Annotated in this window: 18 protein-coding genes; 11 read left to right on the top strand and 7 right to left on the bottom strand. The window is 49.5% G+C overall.

The window, feature by feature from the left end; genetic code table 11:
* Window positions 1-339 (bottom strand): AbrB-like transcriptional regulator (locus AC5JLP_RS20215; RefSeq protein WP_496069745.1); only part of this gene is annotated, 339 nt, incomplete at its 3' end.
* 543 nt (window positions 340-882) lie between these two features.
* On the opposite strand from AC5JLP_RS20215, the gene AC5JLP_RS20220 reads away from it, so the two are divergent.
* The 6 genes from AC5JLP_RS20220 (at window position 883) to AC5JLP_RS20245 (ending at window position 10949) form a co-directional block, all read left to right on the top strand.
* Window positions 883-2097: a lipase family protein gene (locus AC5JLP_RS20220; protein ID WP_496069746.1), complete on the top strand. Its 1215-nt coding sequence runs from the start codon at window positions 883-885 to the stop codon at window positions 2095-2097.
* Window positions 2094-3131 (top strand): caspase family protein, encoded by a 1038-nt coding sequence (locus AC5JLP_RS20225; RefSeq protein WP_496069747.1) that lies wholly within the window; start codon window positions 2094-2096, stop codon window positions 3129-3131. Before AC5JLP_RS20220 ends, AC5JLP_RS20225 begins: the two co-directional genes overlap by 4 nt.
* A 26-nt stretch (window positions 3132-3157) precedes the next feature.
* Entirely contained in the window at window positions 3158-4501 is a 1344-nt protein-coding gene (locus AC5JLP_RS20230) for a VMAP-C domain-containing protein (RefSeq protein WP_496069748.1), read from the top strand.
* Window positions 4502-4513: 12 nt separating this feature from the next.
* Entirely contained in the window at window positions 4514-5611 is a 1098-nt protein-coding gene (locus AC5JLP_RS20235) for an AAA family ATPase (RefSeq protein ID WP_496069749.1), read from the top strand.
* Complete coding sequence (locus tag AC5JLP_RS20240) at window positions 5608-8925, top strand: SAV_2336 N-terminal domain-related protein (protein ID WP_496069750.1); 3318 nt, start codon at window positions 5608-5610, stop codon at window positions 8923-8925. The genes AC5JLP_RS20235 and AC5JLP_RS20240 overlap by 4 nt, the downstream gene beginning before the upstream one ends.
* 602 nt (window positions 8926-9527) lie before the next feature.
* Window positions 9528-10949, top strand: a complete 1422-nt coding sequence (locus AC5JLP_RS20245; RefSeq protein ID WP_496069751.1) for an SUMF1/EgtB/PvdO family nonheme iron enzyme — start codon at window positions 9528-9530, stop codon at window positions 10947-10949.
* 75 nt (window positions 10950-11024) lie between these two features.
* Here the strand turns inward: AC5JLP_RS20245 and AC5JLP_RS20250 are convergent, their stop codons facing one another.
* Window positions 11025-11258 (bottom strand): helix-turn-helix domain-containing protein, encoded by a 234-nt coding sequence (locus AC5JLP_RS20250; protein WP_496069752.1) that lies wholly within the window; start codon window positions 11256-11258, stop codon window positions 11025-11027.
* A 155-nt stretch (window positions 11259-11413) separates the two neighbouring features.
* Entirely contained in the window at window positions 11414-11878 is a 465-nt protein-coding gene (locus AC5JLP_RS20255; RefSeq protein ID WP_496069753.1) for a recombinase family protein, read from the bottom strand.
* Between the two features lie 425 nt (window positions 11879-12303).
* Here AC5JLP_RS20255 and AC5JLP_RS20260 point away from each other — a divergent pair, with 425 nt between their 5' ends.
* From AC5JLP_RS20260 to AC5JLP_RS20270, 3 genes are all read left to right on the top strand, one after another.
* Complete coding sequence (locus tag AC5JLP_RS20260) at window positions 12304-12738, top strand: VOC family protein (protein ID WP_496069754.1); 435 nt, start codon at window positions 12304-12306, stop codon at window positions 12736-12738.
* Window positions 12739-12964: 226 nt separating this feature from the next.
* Window positions 12965-13696: a ParA family protein gene (locus AC5JLP_RS20265; protein ID WP_496069755.1), complete on the top strand. Its 732-nt coding sequence runs from the start codon at window positions 12965-12967 to the stop codon at window positions 13694-13696.
* A gap of 9 nt (window positions 13697-13705) precedes the next feature.
* Window positions 13706-14509 carry a hypothetical protein gene (locus tag AC5JLP_RS20270; RefSeq protein ID WP_496069756.1) on the top strand — a complete coding sequence of 268 codons (804 nt, stop codon included), beginning with the start codon at window positions 13706-13708 and terminating at the stop codon, window positions 14507-14509.
* A 42-nt stretch (window positions 14510-14551) separates the two neighbouring features.
* On the opposite strand, the gene AC5JLP_RS20275 is transcribed toward AC5JLP_RS20270, so the two are convergent.
* Window positions 14552-14797: a type II toxin-antitoxin system ParD family antitoxin gene (locus AC5JLP_RS20275; protein WP_496069757.1), complete on the bottom strand. Its 246-nt coding sequence runs from the start codon at window positions 14795-14797 to the stop codon at window positions 14552-14554.
* A 203-nt stretch (window positions 14798-15000) separates the two neighbouring features.
* Between AC5JLP_RS20275 and AC5JLP_RS20280 the strand changes: the two genes are divergently transcribed.
* A complete protein-coding gene (locus tag AC5JLP_RS20280) occupies window positions 15001-15132 on the top strand; it encodes a hypothetical protein (RefSeq protein WP_496069758.1) in 132 nt (43 codons plus the stop codon).
* Window positions 15129-16178 carry a PDDEXK nuclease domain-containing protein gene (locus AC5JLP_RS20285; protein WP_496069759.1) on the top strand — a complete coding sequence of 350 codons (1050 nt, stop codon included), beginning with the start codon at window positions 15129-15131 and terminating at the stop codon, window positions 16176-16178. The genes AC5JLP_RS20280 and AC5JLP_RS20285 overlap by 4 nt, the downstream gene beginning before the upstream one ends.
* 7 nt (window positions 16179-16185) lie before the next feature.
* On the opposite strand, the gene AC5JLP_RS20290 is transcribed toward AC5JLP_RS20285, so the two are convergent.
* The 3 genes from AC5JLP_RS20290 to AC5JLP_RS20300 all read right to left on the bottom strand — a co-directional run.
* Window positions 16186-19845, bottom strand: a complete 3660-nt coding sequence (locus tag AC5JLP_RS20290; RefSeq protein WP_496069760.1) for a hypothetical protein — start codon at window positions 19843-19845, stop codon at window positions 16186-16188.
* Window positions 19846-19867: 22 nt separating this feature from the next.
* A complete protein-coding gene (locus AC5JLP_RS20295; RefSeq protein WP_496069761.1) occupies window positions 19868-20308 on the bottom strand; it encodes a hypothetical protein in 441 nt (146 codons plus the stop codon).
* Between the two features lie 86 nt (window positions 20309-20394).
* A partial coding sequence (locus AC5JLP_RS20300) for a hypothetical protein (RefSeq protein ID WP_496069762.1) occupies window positions 20395-21800 on the bottom strand: 1406 nt, incomplete at its 5' end.

The raw sequence follows: 21800 nt of genomic DNA on the forward strand, positions 1-21800 counted from the left end.
GCTGATGCTGAAGCGGCTTGCTGCCTCCCCTTGAGATCTCAAATGGGTTCTATAGGCGGCACCGATCAACAGCTGACCATTCGCTTGCACCGCGATCCGATAACTCGCACGGCGTCCAGCCCGACCTCCCTCAGCCGCTGGTTGGTCCAGCGCAATACCTTCCGCTTCCACCAGCGCATGCAGGAACTGCAACAGGTTGACGCGTTCCCCACCACTCTTGGTAACCGTGTAATAACCGCAGGCTTTCGCTTTCTGGGTCTTGCTCAGGGTGGCTAGCGTCTTGACCTTCTGTAATAGCGCTGTGCCTGTCAGCGGTTCGCTCGTCTTCTGTTTCGCCATGCTGCTGCTGTATTGCCAAGAATCTACACTTTTATCATGCTGGATCGCCGGTCACAATGATGGAGATCTGAGCGCGATCGCCGAGTCAAAGCGGTGCAATAAATGGTCGCGACACCAGCGGTTTTGCAGGGTGTACTAGTGGCGTTGGACTAGAATTGGCCTTTTTGGACGCCGAAAGCGGTAGTACAGAGGCCTTTTTGTCCGTTTTCAGAGGCTGAAAGCCCCATTCTGCGTGGCACTTCTGCTCCAGGGGGCAGTTAACCCAGGCGATCACCCCGTCTATTTTGGTTGTCTTTGCAAACCTTTTTGCTATCCTGCCTCCTTTCGACATCGCTGAAGCATCTTGGGTTTTCTCAGGATCTCAAATAAAATAGTCTAGACACGGAATATTAAGCTCAGTTGAACCTCTTTAGATTAATCACGCCCGGATGCATTACTCCTAAAAGTAGGTTGCTTGAGTAGTAGAGACACCCTGAAATCCTACTTCCAGCAATGGTGATTGCGGCTGGCAACTAAAACCTAGCAAGGTAAGGACATGAGAGTATGACGACTGTAATCTTCGTACATGGGACTGGTGGCAGGAAAGAAGCGTATGCTGAAACATTGCAGCAAATGGAGCAAGCGCTTCAAAAGCTTAGACCAGATGCCAAGTTAGTGCCCTGCCTCTGGGGCGACCTTTTGGGGGCAAAGCTTAATGCTGGCGGTGCTTCTATCCCTACTTACAAGGAAGCACAAGGTGGACATGAGCTAACGCCTGAAGAGGAAAGCGTTCGCCTCTGGTCCTCCCTGTATCAGGATCCATTCTACGAGTTACGGCTATTGGGTTTGAGGCCACTGCAAGCTCAAAGGGCTGTCCCTGGTCAACCGACACCAGCCCAAGAACTTAAGGGCAGAGTTGAAACACTCTTCACGGCGATTGCATTGCAGTCAAGGCTGGATGCTCTAGGAATTGGCAGCGTTTTCAAGCAGGCTTGTGAAGTGGTCACTGGTGCGGACTCTAAACCATTCGGGAGGCTGCTTGAAACAACCTCTAGACCACTGGATGGTGATTATGCTGCAATCGCCAGAGCAATTGTCTCTGCGTCTCGCCTTCTTTGCGAAGAACAGGGACTCTACCCCTGGCTATTGGAGAATGACCAACTAAGAGATGAAGCCGTTGATGCCATTCAAAAGACGTTGACTCGTGACGAAACGGCGAGAGGCATACTTCTAAACTGGACTAAAAGCCAGTTAACGGGCTTGGCCTTCAGCTTTGGTACGAACAAAATCAAACGTAAACGGGGGGCTGTGATGGATGGAGCCCATCCCTTTGCGGGTGACATTATGGTCTATCAAGCCAAAGGTAAAAAGATTCGCGAGTTTATCCGTAGCCAGATCGAGCACGAGCAAATCGAGCCACCGGTAATCCTCCTTGCTCACAGTTTGGGCGGTATTGCTTGCGTGGATCTGTTGATTGAGCACGATCTACGAGCTAATGTAGCGTGTCTCATCACCGTTGGCTCACAAGCACCCTTTTTCTACGAGATTGATGCCTTGCAGACGTTAGCCTATGGCGAACCGTTACCGGAGCACTTTCCGCAATGGCTTAACCTCTATGATTTGAGGGATTTCTTGAGCTATGTTGGCAATTGCGAGGGGATCTTCCCCGGAAAACTTACTGATGTTCAGGTAGATAATAGACAGCCCTTCCCAGAGGCGCATGGCGCTTACTGGGCGAATGAGCAAACCTGGAATGCGATCGAGAAAGTATTGCCATGACCGCCACCGCTATTCAACCTGCTAAGGTCTATGCTTTGGTCGTAGGCATTGAAAAGTACCAAGCAGGTTCTGCGTATGACTTAAACGGTCCCGCTAACGATGCCCTTAATTTCTCTAGCTGGCTGTTGGATCAAGGAGTTGAGCCAGAGCATATTTATTTGTTTCTGTCTCCCCTGGAGCAGAATCAGGGGGTGCGAACGGCAGCAGAGGCAAGGGGGTTGACCCCAGCACCTGCAACCCATGACCGCATTACCAGTACCATTCGATCTCGGTTAACCAATGAAAGTAGTCGAGGGGAACTGCTCTATGTTTTCTGGGGGGGGCATGGCATCATCACAAAAACGGACGCGACCGTCCGACGGTTGTTCTTTGCGGATACCGATGACGACACAAAATGGAATTTGAACGTTAATTCCTTGGTAGAAGCCCTCAGTACAGCTGCCCATGGGGCTGGGTTTCCCCAGCAGATTTTTCTGATTGATGCCTGTGCCAATGGGTTTTACCAGAGCTTGGCTCAGACAATTCAAGGGGAAGTGGCTGAGGTTAAATTTGCCGCTAGTGGCGAGTTTGGGCCGAGTGAGCAATTTGTCTTCTTTGCGTCGCCTGATTATGGAGTCGCGACCAACGATGCGAATGCAGGCACAGGTCAATTTTCTCAAGCAGTGCTGGAGGAGTTGAAAGGACAGTCTCTTTTGCCTGACATGAAAGCGATCGCCGAGCGAATTCAAGCAGATTTCTTGAAGAATCAAAAGATACGGCCTGTCTACTGGTTAAAGCTTGGAGATGATCAGATAGACGTGAGTGCCCGTATGTCTCCAAAGAATCTTGCCGTTAATTCATCCCAGATACGCAAGCTGCAATGGTTGCAAAGAAAACGGACAAACCTTGAGCAACAGCTTGACGACGTTCAATCAGAAATTGAAGCGACTCCTGACGTGACGATCAGAGGGACGTATGAAAACCGTTTGAATCTTCTGTTCAAGCAGATTGAGCAGGTTGACCACGACATTCAAGTGATTCAAGGAGGGAAATGATAATTAGTTCCCCTCAACTAGAATTCTTGGAATCACAACTCGCTAAGTTTAACGAAGATCGTAAGAACACTGAATCAGAAATTGCAGCGACTCCTGATGTGACGATCAGAAGGACGTATGAGAATCGGTTGAATCTTCTGTTCGAGCAAATTGAGCAGAAAGAGCAGGAGATCAAGGACTTGCAAGCAAAACTCCAAGGTAGGTCGATTGATCATCTGATTAAGATTTTACAACCTAGTGGTAGTCCATTGCCGATAGACGGTATGCGGGCTGCTTATCTGAACGTGTTGAGGCATCGGGGCTGGAAGAATCAGCATAATCCAGCAATGCTAGATGAAATTATCACTCAGTTATTCAAAATTCCCAAAGGTCAATTTGACTACGCCCCACTAGAAGAGTTCATAGCTCATCTAATCATTAATCTTCAAGATGTGGGCTTGATCGCAGAGCTCCAACATTGGGGCGAGGAACAGTTAGGTCAGGGGTGGACTGACTTGTTAGAACAAGTAGAACAGCAACAGAGCCAGCATGGGCAACAAGCTCAATCTGCTTTACTCATTGCAATCAGCCGTGGTGATGAGGCCTCAACTCAATCTCAGGCTGAAACTTACTATCAAATTAAAGCTTGGTTGATTCATGACACTCAAGACTATCAGACTCATCGGCAAGGTATTAGCCCTATCATTGTTGCTGGGATGACTGGTGATGAAACCTATGCACAGGAAGCTTTACCAGATGAACTGCCGAAGCTCATTTCTCAGTTTTTGGTAGAAAGTAGCCATCTATTTGATAGTGATCCTGAGCTACATATCTGTTTGCCAGTGGAACTTATGAATCATGCTATTGATCTCTGGAAACTAGACGATGACGGGCCTGTGAAACCAATGCTAGGTCGTCGGTACAAGGTAGTTTTGCGATGTACTGAGCGCTGGAGTCGGAGCTATAGGCAAGAAAAGATATGGAAGCAAAAGTGGGATCGGCAAAAGTCTTTCTTAGAGAATTTCGCTTGTGATGCTTTCATTGCAGGAGATGATAATAATTTGGAAGATCTTTACTACGATCTACTCGAGGAGACAGTGGTTGGTTTGAAGGTTAAACAAGCTCCGACCTGTGTTGGAACAAATAGCCTCTTTGGGGTACTTTTACAAACAGGTACACCGATCGCTATCTGGGGTCGTACAAACCTCAAGAGCACAACTAACGATACTGAGTTGACTCGGATACTGAACGCGTGTTGCTTAAAAAATTTACTTCACACGGTTCAAGAGGAGCGTCAACGCGCTCGTAAAGTCTCACCCGAGGCTCACATAGGTCATCATCTATCTCTTTTATGGGATGACCCCTATTTAGTCCCCCCCAAGTCCGCCTGAGTTAAGCACTCCATGAGTAAACCACCCGAAGACTGGAAGCTGTTTCAGGGGGATAACCGAGCACCCCATGACGCGATCGATGCTCTCCCCGAGGCTCCGCCCTGGCGGCCCTTTGGCAAAGACCCCAATCCTGGTGTCAGTCGTCGGAAGCGTCGGGGGGAAACTTTCCAGTCTCAGCCCGAAGAGGTTGAAATGGTCAACGCGGCACTGTATCTCCGGCGACCGCTGTTGATTACGGGCAAACCAGGGACGGGAAAATCTTCCCTGGCCTATGCAGTGGCTCATGAGTTAAAGCTGGGGGAAGTACTCTACTGGCCGATTACGACACGTACGACGCTGAAAGATGGTCTTTATACCTACGATGCCATTGGTCGTTTACAAGAGGTCAAGCAATCGGAAGTGAGAGGGGACTATACCGAAGACCCGCAAAAAATCGCGAATTACATTACTCTGGGCCCCTTGGGGACGGCCCTATTGGAGTCCTCGCGCCCCCGTGCGTTGATTATTGATGAGATTGATAAGAGTGACATCGACCTGCCCAACGATCTGCTGACGATTTTTGAGGAAGGGCGGTTTGAAATTCCGGAGCTGGCACGGTTGGAAAAAGAGAGTGACGACCCCGATCAGAAAGTAGCCCCTATCACAGTCAGGGTGCGTACAGCGTATACCGATGAAGCTGAGCACACCTACGCTGAGAAGAAGGTCACAATTAAGGGAGGCCGGATTACCTGTCAAGAGTTTCCCCTTGTGATTCTGACTAGCAATGGGGAACGAGATTTCCCACCTGCTTTTCTGCGTCGGTGTTTGCGCCTGAATATGCGCGATCCTGATCGCGTCCAGTTAGAACGCATTATCCAAGCCCATCTCGAACATTGCAATCTCTCAGAAAGCCAAGTGAGCGATTTAATTGACCGTTTTCTGAAGAGTCGTGATAAAAGTCGGGAGCAGCTTTCGACCGATCAACTGCTGAATGCCCTATTTATGATTATCCGCCAGCGCGACTGGGTGGGTGACGAAAAAGAGAGCCTACTGGATCATCTGTTAGCGCCGTTGGATCGGCCCCTGGAGGTTAAATCCAAAGACCGTTCATCTAAGCCTCAGACCCAATGATTAGCCGCCTGATCACCATTTTGCAGGAATCAGATTTGCTGCTGAGCAATCAGGAGATTGAGTCTTTTAGTGAGGCGCAACCTTTACTAAACGACGAAGATATTGCAGATGCGCTCTGGTTAGCGTCTAAAATTGGCGGTGCCTACGAGGTCAGCGAGCCAGCCGCGATCGACGAGTCCAGCGAGTCAGACGATGCGATCACGATTGAGGTGATTGATGACAGCACTGTTTTAACCGTCTCCCCACCCACGGTTTCGGTCTATATGCCCCCAGCGGCGAAGCCTGACACCGGATCGGTAGAAACTCCAGAAGCGGGCTTACCAATCCAGGTGCAAGCTGCTCCGGCGTTGGCTCATCCTCGTGAGATTAGTCGATCGCTGCGTCCTTTGATGCGAAAGGTGCCATCCTTGACACGATCGGAGCTAGACGAAAGCGCTACCGTAAATCGCATTGCTGAACGGGATATTTGGTTGCCCATTCTCAAGCCCTCGCCAGAACGCTGGTTTGACCTGGAACTGGTAATTGAAGCCTCTCAGTTTAGCTTTATTTGGCAAGAGACTCTGGATGAATTTCAACAGTTGTTGAGAGGACAGGGAGCCTTCCGTAATGTACGTACCTGGTTTGTCAAAGAGGCGGCTACGGGGCAGCCGCAGTTGGTAGCCAAGCAACCGCAGGATTCAGACACTGATCAAGACTTGCCTTTACGAAGTCATAAAGAACTGGTCGATGTCTCTGGGCGGCGATTAGTGTTGTTCATTAGTGATTGCCGTTCTCGCCTCTGGCGGCAGGGGCAAATCCATAATTGGTTAACCCTTTGGAGCCAGCATGGACCAGCCGCGATCGTTCAATTATTGCCCGAACGACTGTGGAGCGAAAGCGAGTTAGATGTTGGGTTTGCGGTACAAGTAGGCTCCTTGCTTCCAGGTGCACCAAACCCAAAGCTGCAAGTCAGAGAACTGCCTGCTCGTACCGAAATTGCACCGGCAGATACATTGCTGGTACCGATCGTCACTCTGACGGCAAAAGCTTTGAAGCAGTGGGCGTTAGTGGTTGCGGCGGCAGGGCGACAGCGATCTCCAGCGCGGCTGTTTGATCTGTCCTGGGTAAAAGATCCAGAACGCGATCAATCAGTGGCTGTCATTCAACCACAATCTGCTAAAGAGCGGGTGGAGCTTTTTATGGCGACTGCCTCTCCGGTGGCTCAGCGTTTAGCCCGCATGATGGCAGCCGTGCCTGTAGAGTTACCCGTGGTGCATCTGATTCAACAAGAACTTTTGCCAGAGGTACAGTCGGTTCATATTGCTGAAGTCTATACCAGTAGTCTGTTAAAAGACGTGAAACCAAACCTGGCAAAGCCAGACGCTCCAGCGCGATACGACTTTGTCAAAGAGGTGCGAGGGTTGTTGAACGAAATCACGCCCCTCGACGAAACCCTTGGAGTACTTGAAGCCCTGTCTAGGCGCATTGCCAGAACATTGGGCTTTGAGATTAAGAGCTTTACGGCGTTGTTGTCTCCCAAGTCTGATTGGAGCCAGGAAACCAAGGATGCCATTCTGCCGTTTGCTCAAATTGCGACGGAGGTACTTCATCGCCTAGGGGGAGACTATGCTGAACTGGCTCAGTTGGTTGAACATGATGCGCAGCGATATCCTAATTGGATTCAGCCCTTAGAATCTGATACTCCTTTTCCGGACTTAGAAGTTCTCGAATTTATTACAGCTCAATTAGATTACGATCCCTATATACAATCTCAACCACAGACCCAGGAAGTAGAAGTTGTTGGAATTGTCTTGGATCAGGAAGCAGAGAACGTTCTACCCCAAAAAGAACTTCAAGATCTAAGAAGTTTCACAGTTCAAATCCGTCACATCGAGACTCAAACAATTCTGGGAACTGGATTTGTCGTTTCAGAAGCCGGACGAATTGTTACTTGTAAGCATGTTGTTATGAATGCAGGCGTAAATCCTCAAGTTGAAGATGAATTAGCAGAAGTCATTGTTTATTTTCCCCAAGCAAGCAACCCACAAGCAAGAATTCAGAGAGCGATTGCTTTTCAGTATCTCAATGATTTTGACGACGATATTGCGGTACTAAAAATCAACGCTGAAGTCTTACCAGAAGGTGTTGGAGTAGCCACCTTGGATACAGCTCAAGACCCAACAGGTTACCTAGAAGCTCGTCGTTTTCGAAGTTTTGGCTATAGGCGTGGGGAAAGCAATTTTTCGGGAATGTGGGTGGAGGGAAGAATCTTAGGTTTTGTAGAATCACCACATAATCAACAATTACAAAATGATTTGCTACAGCTCGAATCAGATCAAATTGCCCCTGGTATAAGTGGGGCGGCAGTGTTAGAGCTTGAACGCAATCGCGTAATTGGGGTAATTACGGCAACATCTGGCACAGTCCGGGGTCGTGTATTTGCGACAGACTTAGCTATTCTTAGCAAATCACCATTTAACTTACAAATACCTAAAGTACAAGTTAGATTAAGGCTCCTACGAAAGCGGCAAACTGTAGGGTTTTTCGTCGAGTCCTTGAATCAAGACCTTGGCCTCGAGATGATGCAGATCCCTGTAGGCACATTCTTAATGGGGTCGCCTGAGGATGAACTGGAGCGAAGCAACTCCGAAGGACCGCAGCATGAGGTCAATATCGCCACATTTTTTATGGGGAAATACCCCGTGACCCAGGCGCAGTGGAGAGCGGTGGCGGCACTGCCACAAGTCAACCGAGAACTAGAACCAGATCCTTCCAGTTTCAAAGGCGATCAGCGTCCTGTTGAGCAAGTGTCCTGGCATGACGCGGTAGAGTTCTGCGATCGACTCTCTGTCTACACTGGGCGCGCCTATCGCCTCTCGACTGAAGCGGAGTGGGAATATGCTTGCCGAGCAGGAACCGCAACTCCCTTCCACTTTGGTGAAACCATCACCACTGACTTAGCAAATTATCGAGGCACTGATGATGAAGAGCTCAGTTGGTCAGGCTCTTATGGGCGAGGACCGAAAGGTGAGTTTAGAAAGGAAACCACTCCTGTAGACCACTTTGGGATTGCAAACGCTTTTGGACTGTGCGACATGCACGGGAATGTTTGGGAATGGTGTCAGGATCAATGGCATGAAAGCTACGAAGGTGCAACGACCGATGGCAGTGCCTGGTTAAGTGAGGATGAGAACGCTTCTCGTGTAATACGCGGCGGTTCCTGGCACGGCCAACCCTCGAATTGCCGTTCTGCCTATCGCGTCGACGCTCCGCCCGCCCTCCGCGACGACCTTGTCGGTTTTCGAGTTGTTTGTGCTGCCCCGAGAACTCTGTAGCACTCTTTCCTTCTGCCCTTTTGCCCTCTTGCCCTCTTTGCGCGTAGCGCTGAGCGATTTTTGCAACCTTTTACAGACATCAAGCTGCGCAGCGATCGCAGAGCCTTAATCTTTTTTGAAAGTTCAGCAAGTCATCCTGGACGGCTGTTACAAGTAGCGGCTTCAACCCATCCAAAAGACCGTGAACGAGCTGCCCATCATCCAAAAGACCCACGATCTGATCAAAGGTACGTGCCGAGCCTGAATCGGCTGCTGAGGGACCACAAATTTATGCTGGGCGATTCTTTACGGGAGAGGCTTCGCCAATGCAGGAGGGATAGGCGCTTTTAAAAGACAAACCAATGATGTAGCCAGTTTCCCCCGTAATGCTTTTGGTCCTGGACAAATGCATAGCAACGTTTGGGAGGGATGTTTAGCCTACTGGCACAAGAACTACGAGGGAGCACTTAACTGACGGAAGTACTTGGTTATAAGGTGGTAACGTCGAGCTTTGATCGTTACGTGGTGGACCACGAGTAGCCGCTCCCCCACCTTGTCGCCTCTTACCACAACGTTTAAGCTGAACTGGAGGGAAATGGGATAGAGCCACGTCTTGGGTCAGCATGAAAGACTTCTTCATCAGCTATAATCGCCACGACAAACAGTGGGCCGAGTGGATTGCCTGGACTTTGGAGGAAGCAGGCTATACAGTTGTGATTGAGGTATGGGATTTCCAACCGGGTGGGAACTTTGCCCTGTTCATGGACAGAGCTGTTACTGAAGCGCAGATCACGATCGTGGTACTGTCTGAGAGGTTTCTGCAATCAACCTACACAGAACCAGAGTGGAGAGCTGCCTTTGCCCGTGACCCACAAAGCATAGTACGCAAGCTGATTCCCGTCAGGGTGGAAGAGTGTAAACCTACAGGGCTGCTGGCACAAATTGTTTATGTCGATTTAGTGGGTATAACTGAACCCGCCGCAAAAGCATTGTTGTTGAGTGTGTTGCAGGAGAGGACTAAACCCGCACAGGCACCAAGGTTTCCGAGTGCGGTGCCCCCCAAGGTAGAGCGGGTGGCGCCAGAACCGGCGGGGTTTCCAGAAGTGGTGCACCCTTCCCAAGCTGCTCAAACAACCCCCTTCCGCTCTGCCTATGGCAATGTGAGGCCGTCTGGCATGGCAGGTCTCATTCTGCGTAAGGAACGCAAACAAGCCCGCTACTTTACCGAAAAGTTGGGAGAGGCAATCGGGCTGGACATGATTCTGGTTCCATCGGGCACACTCTTGATGGGTTCGCCAGTCGATGAGCCAGAGCGCTACGAAGGTGAAGGACCGCAGCATGACGTGAGTATCTCCAGCTTTTTTATGGGGCGCTATCCTGTCACTCAAGCACAGTGGCGGTTTGTGGCGGCGTTGCCCCAAGTGCGGCATGCACTGGAACCAGACCCATCGAACTTTAAGGGAGACAACCGTCCCGTTGAGCAGGTGTCCTGGTATGACGCGGTAGAGTTCTGCGATCGGCTGGCGAAGTACACCGGTAGACCGTATTGCTTACCGTCCGAAGCCGAGTGGGAATATGCGTGTCGGGCAGGAATGACCACTCCCTTCTACTTTGGCAAAACCCTGACCACAGAGATCGCCAACTATGACGGCAAATCCACCTACAATGACGGTCCTCAAGGCGAGTATCGAGAAGAGACCACCCGTGTAGACCAGTTTGAAATCGCGAATGCCTTCGGATTATGCGACATGCACGGGAATGTTTGGGAGTGGTGTCAGGATCACTGGCACGAGAACTATACAGCCGCTCCAATAGATGGAAATATATGGCTTGTAAGGTCAGGTCAAGATGTAATTCGAGGAGGTTCTCGTCGTTCTTATATGTGGGAATCTCCTGGTGATGCTAATCAACGTGTACTACGCGGCGGTTCCTGGCTCGACCTTCCGTGGACTTGCCGTTCTGCCTCTCGCCACCACCGTCCGCCCGTCAACCGCGACGACAATATCGGTTTTCGAGTTATTTGTGCTGCCCCGAGGACTCTGTAGCCCTTTTCCGCTTTTGCCCTCTTGCCCTCTTTGTCGCTTCACGCCTCGAAAATTTCTTCATGCTAAGGTCAGCCATCACCCAGTTCGTTTTATTCCAGCAAGTTCGCTTTCCTGTTGTAAATTGATGTAGCGGTAGTAAGTCGGACGACTGATGCCTAAATGTTTACAGATTGAGGGCACACTCCGTTTTGGATCCGCTGCTAGCGACCTCCCAATTTCAATTTGATGTGGCGTTAGTTTCGGCCTTCGCCCCCCTTTTCGTCCCCTTACTCTCGCAGCTTGTAAACCAGCTTGGCTTAGTTTTAGCAACGGACAAAAAATGGTCGTTAAGGCTGAAAAGCCTTCCCTGTCTAGTTTTTAGAGGACACTTTGATTGGATGCCTATTAGTTCACACTGTCCCATTTTCGCCTATAAATGGGACAGTCCGAATCACAAGCAACGATTTTGCGCCATTACAGGCTTCTCAGCAATAATCGACCAGACATCGTAAATGGGACAGTTTACTCCAACGGCTCACTAACGACCAAAAATTTTCCGCTGCTAAAACTAAGCCAGCTTGAGTACGCTCCCGAATCAGATTCCGTTCAAACTCAGCCAACGCACCAAACATGTGGAAGATTAACTTGCCGCCGCTGCTGGTGGTGTCAATACTTTCTTGTAGCGATCGCAACCCAATCTGGCGACTCTCCAACTCTTCCACTAAGGCGATCAAGTCTTTGAGTGATCGACCCAAGCGGTCTAATCTCCAGACCACTAGCGTATCTCCTTCCCGGCAAAACTCAAACGCTTGCTTCAATCCGGGGCGATCAGCTTTGGCACCACTCATCTTGTCAGAGAAGATGCGATCGCACCTTGCTTCGGTGAGTGCATCATGTTGCAAGTTCAGATTCTGGTCATCCGTTGAAACCCGTTTGTACCCGATCAGCATAATAAAGCGTTCGAATGTATTGCAACTGTATCAGAACTCGTTAACGCTAGTCATTTTTGAGACATAGATTTATTGACCTGATTTATTTACAGTCTGAATACTCCGGTGGATCAACGCGAAACGGTGCAAAAGCATTGCTGCCAAGGGATTCGACAAAGTGCGACTAAATGCAACTGTTTCTGTTCGTACAAAGTGTTAATTAAAGGACCGTTTGTGAGACGGCCCCAACTGGCACAAGATGGCTTTTATCACAATTAGAGGTAGTCAATAACGTCTCAAGAACTGAACTTGGCAGGCAAGGGCTCTGTTTAATTCCCCAAAATAGGGTGTTGGACCACAGATGTGATCGATAATGCTGAGGAAGGTTGGGACGTAGCCAGCCGTTGTGACGCTCAATACTATAGCGAGGCATTACAGGAGGACACATGCTAAGACACATCGCTGGCTTGGCTGAAATCGTTGAAGATGTCAATGAGGCTCTCGTATTCTACCGGGATGTGTTGGGCTTAACCGTTGAGAAGCATGACAGTGACGATTACGCTATGCTCTCCGTACCCGGTGTTTTGCACTTTGGGCTTTGGAATCGTGGCCATGCTGCAGAGAGTGTCTTTGGCAGTCGTGAATACGCTGAGCGTATTCCGCTTGGCTTCACGCTGGAATTCGAGGTTGACGACGTGAAGCACGCTGCTCTTCACATCGAAGGCGCTGGTCAAACAATCACGCAAGTCCCGCGTGAAGAACCTTGGGGACAGCAAACCTTTCGCATGGTGTCTCCCAGTGGCAGCCTCTTGGGCTTTGCTGAGACTCCTTGGGCACGCAGAATTACACAGCAGATAGAGACGACAGAGAACGAGGTCTAACATATTCCTTGAGCCAAACTAGGGCGAGCGTTAATTGAGAGTTCTGCTTGAGAGGGCTAGAATTCAGCCATTCGGCATGTAGTTTACTAAGCGAAATATTCAATGGAGTGAAGGCAAACTCACCCATTAGTTTTTAAGAAGGGTTTCTCAAGCGTTTAGAAAATAGCGGTTCTCATTGGTAGCGAAGCCTGTATCGTTTACTTAAAGACATTGATGTGGGTTATACATGACGCAACATCGGGTTGCAGTGGCGGCAAGAAAAGGAGGAGTTGGCAAGACCACGATCGCCTGTGGAGTTGCCTCAGTTCTGGCTAAGCAGGGCAAACAAGTTTTAGTTGTTGATCTAGATCCTCAGTCGAATGCGGCTTACGCATTGGGAGTAGACCCGACGGCACCTGGCACGGCTGAACTTTTAACGTGCAATCAACCAAGCCCTCTGGAAGCAGCTTCAGGGTTATATGTTCTTCCGGGCGGACCCAATTTAACGAACCAGACGATTCAGTCGCTCCATCCTGAAGACTTGGCAGATTTGGTGAAGGTCATGCCCTATGATGCCGTTATTTTGGACTGCCCTCCAGGGAATGAAAGCTTAGAGCGTTTAGGATTGGTGGCGGCGCTGATAACGCTTGTTGTAACCAATGCTCATCCCTTCGCCATCATGGGGGCAAACCGAGTGATGGGTATTTTGGAGAGCTATCGAACTAGAGAGCGCAGAGGACCAAAGCAATGGGCGTTGGTTTTATCCCAGGTTGATGAGCGACGAGCATTGGATAAAGAGCTTCCGGCTCAGTTGGTTCAACGCTACTCTGATATTAAGCACTTCACGGTTCACCAAGACACGAACCTTTCACAGTCTGGAGCACAGCAGATACCGTTGATGGACTTTGCACCACGATCGCGCTCTGCGGATGAGTTAACCGCGATCGCACAGTGGGTGATGGCAATAGCTAAGGATTAGGCAACAGAAATGGCAAGACGACGCAGTGCAGCAGAATTGTTGGATGCAGCCGATTCCGCAGGAACGGCTATCCAGGTGAAGGATCGGGAGGCGGAAGCTAGAGCTGAGTTAGAACAGTCCCGCTCGTCGGTTTTGCCGTTGGGAAAGATTCTCGATCGTACCAGTGACACCCGAGGGTTGAGCAGTCAGCATGTAACCGATCTGGCAGAGTCGATCGCGGTGCTGGGTCTTCTGGAACCGTTAGTGGTTGATAGGCGGGGAAGGTTGTTAGCGGGTGGGCACCGTAAGGCGGCCGTGTTTGGGCTCAAAGAGGCGAATCCTACTGCCTATGCAAAACACTTTTCCAATGACCTCGTTCCAGTCAGAGTGGTTGATTTTGATGCTGAGGAAAACCCAGACCTGGCGCTACAAGTGGAGGTTACAGAGAACGAGAAGCGGCGGGATTACACCCCCGTGGAAGTCCGAGCGTTGGCTGAACGCTTACGCAATGCAGGCTACGCAGAGGTGAAGGGAAGACCAGCAAAGAGTGAAAAAGCTCTGCGGCCCGCGCTGGAAGTGATCATCGGCAAGAGTATTCGGACGGTTCGACGCTACTTAAATACAGCGATCGAGGAAAGTGTGACAGATGTCCGGCTTTCTGGAAAGGATGACAGCAATACTGTTGCAACATCGCTTCGTCGCTTACAGACGGAGCTAACCCGCTGGCAGAAAGCCTATGCTGAACCGGGGACGCCTGAACTTGAAAGCATCACCAAGGATGTGGCTCGGTTACTGAAGCGCGTTGACACGGCTCTGAAAAAAGAAAAGGGTTAAGCGCCGAGCGTATAGCGTTTTGCGTCAGTGAGTCTGCCGAGGCTATTCAAGCTCTTCCAGTAGTTCTTGAATTACTGCTTCGTCGTCGAAGACTTCTCCTCGTTCGCTATCCTCAATGCCAATCTCAACCTCCTTTTGAAGCGTTGCCAGTCGTATCTCCCGTAAGCGATCGCGCTCTTCCAGCAAGCGCAAGGCTTCCCGTACCACCTCACTAGCAGAGAGATAGCGCCCACTTTTGACCTTGCTGTGGACGTATTGCTCAAGCTCTGGGGTGAGGGAAACGTTCATGAGCAAAGCCTTCAAAGAGGACACCGAGAGGAACGATCTCAATGATGCTGTGAATGGCAAAGAATGTCAAAGTTTGTCATTCACCCTTCTCAGTTATGCCGCCTGATGGCAAGATAGGGTTGGTCTTGCTATCTGTTTGATGGCATTACAAGTCAGCTCTATGCCTTATACCCCCTTCTCTGAAACTCCTTTAGAAAAGCTAGATGTTCGAGCAAACTTTCAACAGCACTGATAACGTTCTCTGGAAGGAAGCGGGTCACACCACTGAGTTGGACTATACGAAACAAACGTCCTGGCTGCTGTTTCTGAAGTATCGGGATGTTCTAGAGCAATGAGCAATGACCTGTCTCAACCGAGCGATCTCCTTTTTCAGGAAATCAGGCAACTAATTGATGCCGCCAAACAACGTGCTGCTGTTGCTATCAATGCCGAAATCACCCTGCTCTATTGGCAAGTCGGCAAACGTATTCAGACTGAAATCTTGCAAGGCCAACGTGCTGAATACGGCAAACAGGTGCTTCTGAACCTCTCTCAATACCTTACTCAGGCTTACGGTAAAGGCTGGGGTGAGCGACAATTGCACTACTGTGTCGTGCTTGCAGATGCGTTCCCTGATCGAGAGATTTTGCAGACAGTGTGTGCAAAATTGAGTTGGTCGCATCTCAAACTACTTATTGGCATCGAAGATACTTTGAAACGCGACTTCTACATCGAACTGGCACAACTTGAACAGTGGAGCGTACGTCAACTACAAGAACGGCTTAACTCCATGCTTTTCGAGCGCACCGCTCTCTCCCGCAAACCCGAAGACACCATTCGTCACGACCTCGACCAACTGCGTCAAGACCAGCAACTTTCCCCAGACTTACTTCTCAAAGACCCCTATATCCTGGACTTTCTGGATTTAAGCGATCGCTATCTCGAAACCGACCTCGAAGATGCCATCCTGCGAGAGATTGAGCAATTCTTGCTAGAACTGGGTGCAGGCTTCACTTTTGTTGCTCGTCAAAAACGCCTGCAAATCGACAACGACGATTTTTACATTGATCTGTTGTTCTATAACCGTAAACTCAAACGCCTCGTCGCGATCGAGCTGAAGCTGGGCAACTTCCGTCCCGAGTACAAAAGTCAAATGGAGCTTTATCTGCGCTGGCTCGCCAAATACGACCAGGAGAGTGATGAACAACCGCCGCTAGGCATCATCTTATGTGCAGGCAAAAAGCAAGAGCAGATCGAGCTACTAGAACTTGATAAGAGCGGTATCCATGTTGCCGAGTACCTCACTGTGCTGCCTTCCAAAGAAGTGCTTCAAAACAAGCTGCATGATGCGATCGTCTCCGCTCGCCATCGGTTGCAAGCTTCAAAAGATGAGCCATTGTGAGCACAGTTTAGGTATTCTCATTTTTAGCCTCTTGTAAGATGTCAGCCACCCAGCATAGATAAATTAAAAACGTTAATTGCTGAATGGACTCTAAGCGATTAGCCCACTCAGTGAATTCTGCGAGACTCATGGACAGCTCAAGCTTACTGTCGGTCTGGCGATCAGTAATTGGCTTAATGTGCTCGTGCAATTCTGTAACGCTTTGAATGGCTAGCATCAAATACGGGTGACTTGCCAAATCTTGAGGCGAAAGCTGATTGTAATAGCTAAGCAGTTCTGCAACTGTATCTAACACAGCTTGAAAACAGGCGCTTAGTTGAGTGGCGCACTCGTGAATATAGGGTTGCAAGATACCATGCCCTTGGTCATCCAGTTCGGGGAGACGTTCAAAATCTTGTAGGTGTGAAGCTAGGAGCGACAATCCTGAAACTGATCCCATGAGTTGCTGAGCTATGTCAAGGCGTGGGTGCATCCAGGTTGAGAGTCCTAGTTGGGAAAGAGCATCTGCTGGAATGGGAACGGGTACAAAGTGCCAACGCCCCAAATCGCTACTGGGATCGACTGAAAACATGATCGAGGAAAACCGCCAAGTTTGTGATGCTATAGATTTCCCCTGTACCAAAGGCACAACTAGAATGGTTGACCAGGTGAAATCAATAGCGTATCGCCGTAACTCACTCTGAGGTACAGCTATAATCGCTTGACGAATGGCTCCAACGATCGCTTCGATAGCGGTGTGCACCTCGATTGCATTTTCTCCATCTACCTGCAACCAGAGGGCTGATTCGGATTCCCACGGTGTGTCTTCTGAGAGAATACGGGCCCTTAGACCATTTTGAGAAATCCGACGGAGCTCTCTTTGAATGCTAATTCTGATAGCTCTGACTTGTTTGCTGAATTCCTGCTTTGCCCCCCAAGTAGCGTTTTGGAATTGCTGCGTGGGATGAAAGACAAAGAAGTACCAGGAACACCAGAGTTGATCGAACGCTGCTTGTTCTTGGCGTTCTAAATCGTTTAGCGTGTCTGCACCAACAAATGAGGACAGAAGCTCTTTGAATTCTTTTTGTAGTTTAGATAGGGCTCTCCAAGCATCTCCCAGGTTTATGACAGATAGATGAGCTTTTTGACTCACATCAATATTCAGTTGTTGGGCAAGTTCTTGAACTTGAGCATTTTCTCCGTTTCTAAAATAGGGCTGGAAGTTTAAGACCCATTCAGCTTGCTCAAAGAAGTTACTACATCCACGAACGTATGAATTGAGAGCTTTGAGATAGGAGCTGTACACTTCCAGGGCCAAATTTTGACGCTGATAGGGAACGCTCCCATCCGATTCATCAACACGATCGCGACTATCGGAAACAAAGCCCCAAGCATCAAAGGCACACCGTGGCAGTAGGGGGGACGAGGCTAGCAGTTGACGGCTGCGAGTCCACCCGTCGGAGTCTATATGTTGACCCAAGATTTGGGTTGTTTGTCTGCTTCTAAAGTAAACCTCTAGACCCCGCTTCAATTGTTGTAGGGATTGAATAATAGACCGCCGTAGATCTGAAACATTGCGAGTGTATTCTTCCCAATTACTGGGTCTAAACGCCTGTTCTGCCAGACCTCTGAATGTGGCATTGAGAGAGACTAGCTGCTGAAGGGGAAAATTAGCGCGGGGAATATTCTTTTCGGTTTCGTCATGGAATTCAATCAGTGGGTTCCGATGACCGTACCCTCGGCTGCTAAACACTTCACGGTCAGGAAACAACTTTCTGCATAGTTCCAACCGCTCCATTGCCAAATCAATGAAACCTCTTTGAGCCTGGTTTTGAATAGCCTGCGCTGCTTCTGAGGGCTGTTCAGGGCGAAACAATTCAATTACAAAGTGCGATCGCACGGTTTGCCCATCATCTTCCCATGCCACGGTTTGAGTTTCTTGTCGAAACCGACTAATCAACCTTACTTGATGTTGAGTAAGCCAAGCACGATAGCCTGCTTCGTCAGCGTAAAACAGCCCAAGTGCTAGATCTGTCAAAGTTGCAAGAGGTAAGGTTTCGACTACATTCTCTAAATCAGTGAGGGAGAGCCAATCTGAAATTGGCAGGGGAACTTGTAGCCATCCCATCCAGAATAAAACTTCTGCCATCCCTGTCCATTCGGATTCAGAGTGCGGTGGTGAGGGTGCTTGAGTTAAGCGAGAGAGCCAACTGAAAGCGGGAACAAATACCTCCCATTTATCGGTTTGGCGACTTCGCAGAGCTTCGATCTGTTGTTGTCGCTCCTCATCAAACAATGGTGTCAGGGTCGAGAGTAATCCTTCTAATACTCCCGGACTCGCATTTGCCACGTCACCATCGAGAATCATTCCCCATCCCTGTTGGCAATCCGCGTATACATCCGAAATAAGTTGCTGATTGGTTGCGACGTAATCCTTGATGCCCAGCCAGAGGAGGGCACGCACTACACCTGCGATCGCACTCCATTGAGTGGGCTGATAAGTGTTGAGAGCTGTGAATAAGGGTTGTAGCTCCGTTTGGGTACGGAGAAAGGCATACAGCAAGAAACCGCCAATGTCTTGCTCGATGATGAATGGCAAGCAGTCAATGGCGCTATCTACCCAAGGGTGAAAGGTTGAATCGGTGAGAAGACTGACTAGAATGGCTGACCGGACAGGATGTAGCCCTCCGACCAGTGTTCCGTTCTCCAGGGTACGCAGTAGATAATATTCTTTCTCCATCACCTCCAGAGTGCGTTTGGCAGCAGGCAATTGGAGGAACCGCACCAATTCTTTCACCTGCAAACGAGCTTCAAACGCGGCGGCTACAGAAACCAGTCGTAGAAGTTGAAGTTCGGCTTCAGAACGGTTTCCAGCTCTGATTTCATCTTCAATGCGTTGAATCTGTTGGCGCAATTTTTCTTTCAGGGAGTCGCCTTGCGTCACGAGGTAGACAAATTCCAGCAGAGGACCTCCGTCGCCAAACCGTTTCCAGGCATCCTCAAAATCCAGGATATGTGGCGGCCGTTCCGTCTGGGTCAGAAAGTGATAGATCTCTTCTGCTTCTGAGCGATTGAAAGCAAGTTCCACAGGAGCAAACTGTAGCTCTGTTCCAGAGATGCTGGCACGACGAAAATCTTCTTCGCGAATCGTGACCAAGGTCTGGATGGTGAGATGGTGAGATAGCTGTTTCACCAGGTCTTCCCACCCCACATCGTTAGGGGCAACATCGACATAGACCGAAATTAAACTGGCGCTCTCATTCGCTTGTGCGATCAGGGCCTTCGCCAGATTTGTAGCATGTTGCCGTCCTTCAATGACCTGTACCTGGAATCGGCGATGGTGGGGAACGCAATCATGCAGATAACGGTAGGCGAGAGTCGTTTTTCCCTGCCCAGAAGCACCATACACAATCACCACCCGATGTTCTCGGAATTTTTGGGCAATTTCGTTGAGTTTATCTGGTCGAGGTTGATCAACTGCGGCAAGAATGTGTTCATATCGAGCTGAGATCCCCCGATAGAACTCATGGGAGAGGGTTTCGCGCTCCTGAGCGGCAACCTCTTTGTCTTCAATTGGCATGATTGAGGTGAGGCGTTCACCATGAAAGTGGATGCCACCAAAGAAGTTGGTGTTGTCGGTTCCAGTTTGAACGTTAAAGCGATCGCCACTGTGGCTCATCTGGGTCACGGAAAAACTCGCTTAGGAATGACTACTTGCCATGATTATGGGAACCGCCAAAGAAGTTGGTGTTGTTGTCTCCGGTTTTGGTTTGATAGTTGGTGCCGCCGTAGTTGGTTTGGGTCATGCTACTGTTATCCTGCTTTTGCTCCAGGGTAATTTCGTGAGCGAACGCCCGAATTTCAGCGGCGAAGTCGGGGTGATCTACCATTGCCACATCTAGGTATTTGGCAACGGTATCAATGGCGGCGTGATCGCCCTGTTCTGCTTTGGTCAGCGCTTCGTCAATAGCAGGAGACTTACCCCGCAGTTTTGTCCAGATGCTTTTGCGGAGATCATCCATTTTAGCGATCGCGGTTTCGGTGAATTTCTTAGCCGCCTCACCTGCACTCGATTCGATGAATTTTTGGAAGGCGAGTTCGGTAATTTTGGCGGCGGTGAGGGCGGTGGCAGCAGTGGCAGGGTCAACCATAATTCGGTTTTGTAGAGGGTGTTGATTCTGTTGTAACGTGCTTTATAGGGAGGACTATAGCCTGGGTAAGAGAGTTGGGGTTGCGGTTAACGCCATTGCTGACACACTTCACGCACTCCTACGACAACACCCTCTAACGCTGCCTTTCCCCCCAACCCCAGAATTGCTGAACTGAGTTTTGGTAAATCATTAACAAACTCCTTACGACTTAGACAGGCCAGGGAATGAAGAATATTACGCCACAATTCAAAACTGGTGAGATCTAGGTAATCGAGTAAGTCACTCAGCGCCTTGGCTCGGTAGTAATCATTCTCGATTTGATGCGTCACCTCTAATGCTTCGGAAATCGCTTCCGGCAAATATGGAACCAATCCGCTCAGTGCTAAAGCTCGGCAGTAATCATCCTGAGTTTGGCGTGCCACTTCCAACGCTTTGGGCAATAACGCTTTCGGTAAATGCGGAGCTAATCTACTTAATGCCTCCGCTCGGTAATCTTCAAAATAAATTTGGCATGTCACCTCTACTGCTTCGGGAGCTACTTCTGGCAAATATGGGACTAGTCTGGTCAGCGCCTCAGCTCGGCTTTCCTCATCCTGAATTTGGCGAACCGTTGCTAAGGTCTCCGGAATCACTTCTGGCAAATATGGGACTAGTCTGGTCAGCGCCTCAGCTCGGCTTTCCTTATCCTGAATTTGGTGCGCCACGGTCAATGCTTCGGGAATCACTTCCGGTAAATATGAGACTAAGGCACTCAATGCTTCAGCTCGGTAGTCTTCAAACTCAATTTGGCGTGCCACTATCACTGCTTCGGACAGTAACGCTTTCGGTAAATATGGGACTAGGACACTGAGTGCCTCGGCTCGATATTGCTCATACTCAATTTGGTGCAACGCCGCTGTTGCTTCAGGAATCACTTCCGGTAAATATTGAGCTAAATTGCTCAGCACAAAAGCTTGGAGACTCTCATCCTGAATCTGGTGCGCCACTGCCACAGCCTCAGGAATGACTTCGGGTAAATATGAGGCTAATTTACTTAAGGCAGAAGCTCGGTCTTTTTTGATCTGAATCTGGTGCGCCACTGCCACAGCCTCAGGAATGACTTCGGGTAAATATGAGGCTAATTTACTTAAGGCAGAAGCTCGTTCGTAATTATCCTGAATTTGGTGAGCCACCGCTACCGCTTCGGGCAATAATGCTTTTGGCAAATAGGGGGCTAGTTCGGTTAGCACATAAGCTCGGTCATTGTAATAATCATCCTGAATTTGGCGCGCCACTGCCAACACTTCGGGAATCACTTCCGGCAAATATGGGACTAGTCTGGTCAGCGCAAAAGCTTGAGAGACCTCACCCTGAAGTTGACGTGCCGCCGCCAATGCTTCAGGAATCACTTCTGGCAAATATGGGACTAGTCTGGTCAGCGCCTCAGCTTGGCTTTCCTCATCCTGAATTTGATGCGCCGCCGCCAATGCTTCAGGAATCACTTCTGGTAAGT

This window comes from Stenomitos rutilans (genome assembly GCF_059505485.1).

Bases quoted from the DNA above. Each gene is read 5' to 3' on its own strand.
- AC5JLP_RS20220 (WP_496069746.1), top strand. From the start codon at position 883: ATGACGACTGTAATCTTCGTACATGGGACTGGTGGCAGGAAAGAAGCG.
- AC5JLP_RS20225 (WP_496069747.1), top strand. From the start codon at position 2,094: ATGACCGCCACCGCTATTCAACCTGCTAAGGTCTATGCTTTGGTCGTA.
- AC5JLP_RS20235 (WP_496069749.1), top strand. From the start codon at position 4,514: ATGAGTAAACCACCCGAAGACTGGAAGCTGTTTCAGGGGGATAACCGA.
- AC5JLP_RS20240 (WP_496069750.1), top strand. From the start codon at position 5,608: ATGATTAGCCGCCTGATCACCATTTTGCAGGAATCAGATTTGCTGCTG.
- AC5JLP_RS20245 (WP_496069751.1), top strand. From the start codon at position 9,528: ATGAAAGACTTCTTCATCAGCTATAATCGCCACGACAAACAGTGGGCC.
- AC5JLP_RS20255 (WP_496069753.1), bottom strand. From the start codon at position 11,878: ATGCTGATCGGGTACAAACGGGTTTCAACGGATGACCAGAATCTGAAC.
- AC5JLP_RS20260 (WP_496069754.1), top strand. From the start codon at position 12,304: ATGCTAAGACACATCGCTGGCTTGGCTGAAATCGTTGAAGATGTCAAT.
- AC5JLP_RS20265 (WP_496069755.1), top strand. From the start codon at position 12,965: ATGACGCAACATCGGGTTGCAGTGGCGGCAAGAAAAGGAGGAGTTGGC.
- AC5JLP_RS20270 (WP_496069756.1), top strand. From the start codon at position 13,706: ATGGCAAGACGACGCAGTGCAGCAGAATTGTTGGATGCAGCCGATTCC.
- AC5JLP_RS20275 (WP_496069757.1), bottom strand. From the start codon at position 14,797: ATGAACGTTTCCCTCACCCCAGAGCTTGAGCAATACGTCCACAGCAAG.
- AC5JLP_RS20280 (WP_496069758.1), top strand. From the start codon at position 15,001: ATGTTCGAGCAAACTTTCAACAGCACTGATAACGTTCTCTGGAAGGAA.
- AC5JLP_RS20285 (WP_496069759.1), top strand. From the start codon at position 15,129: ATGAGCAATGACCTGTCTCAACCGAGCGATCTCCTTTTTCAGGAAATC.
- AC5JLP_RS20295 (WP_496069761.1), bottom strand. From the start codon at position 20,308: ATGGTTGACCCTGCCACTGCTGCCACCGCCCTCACCGCCGCCAAAATT.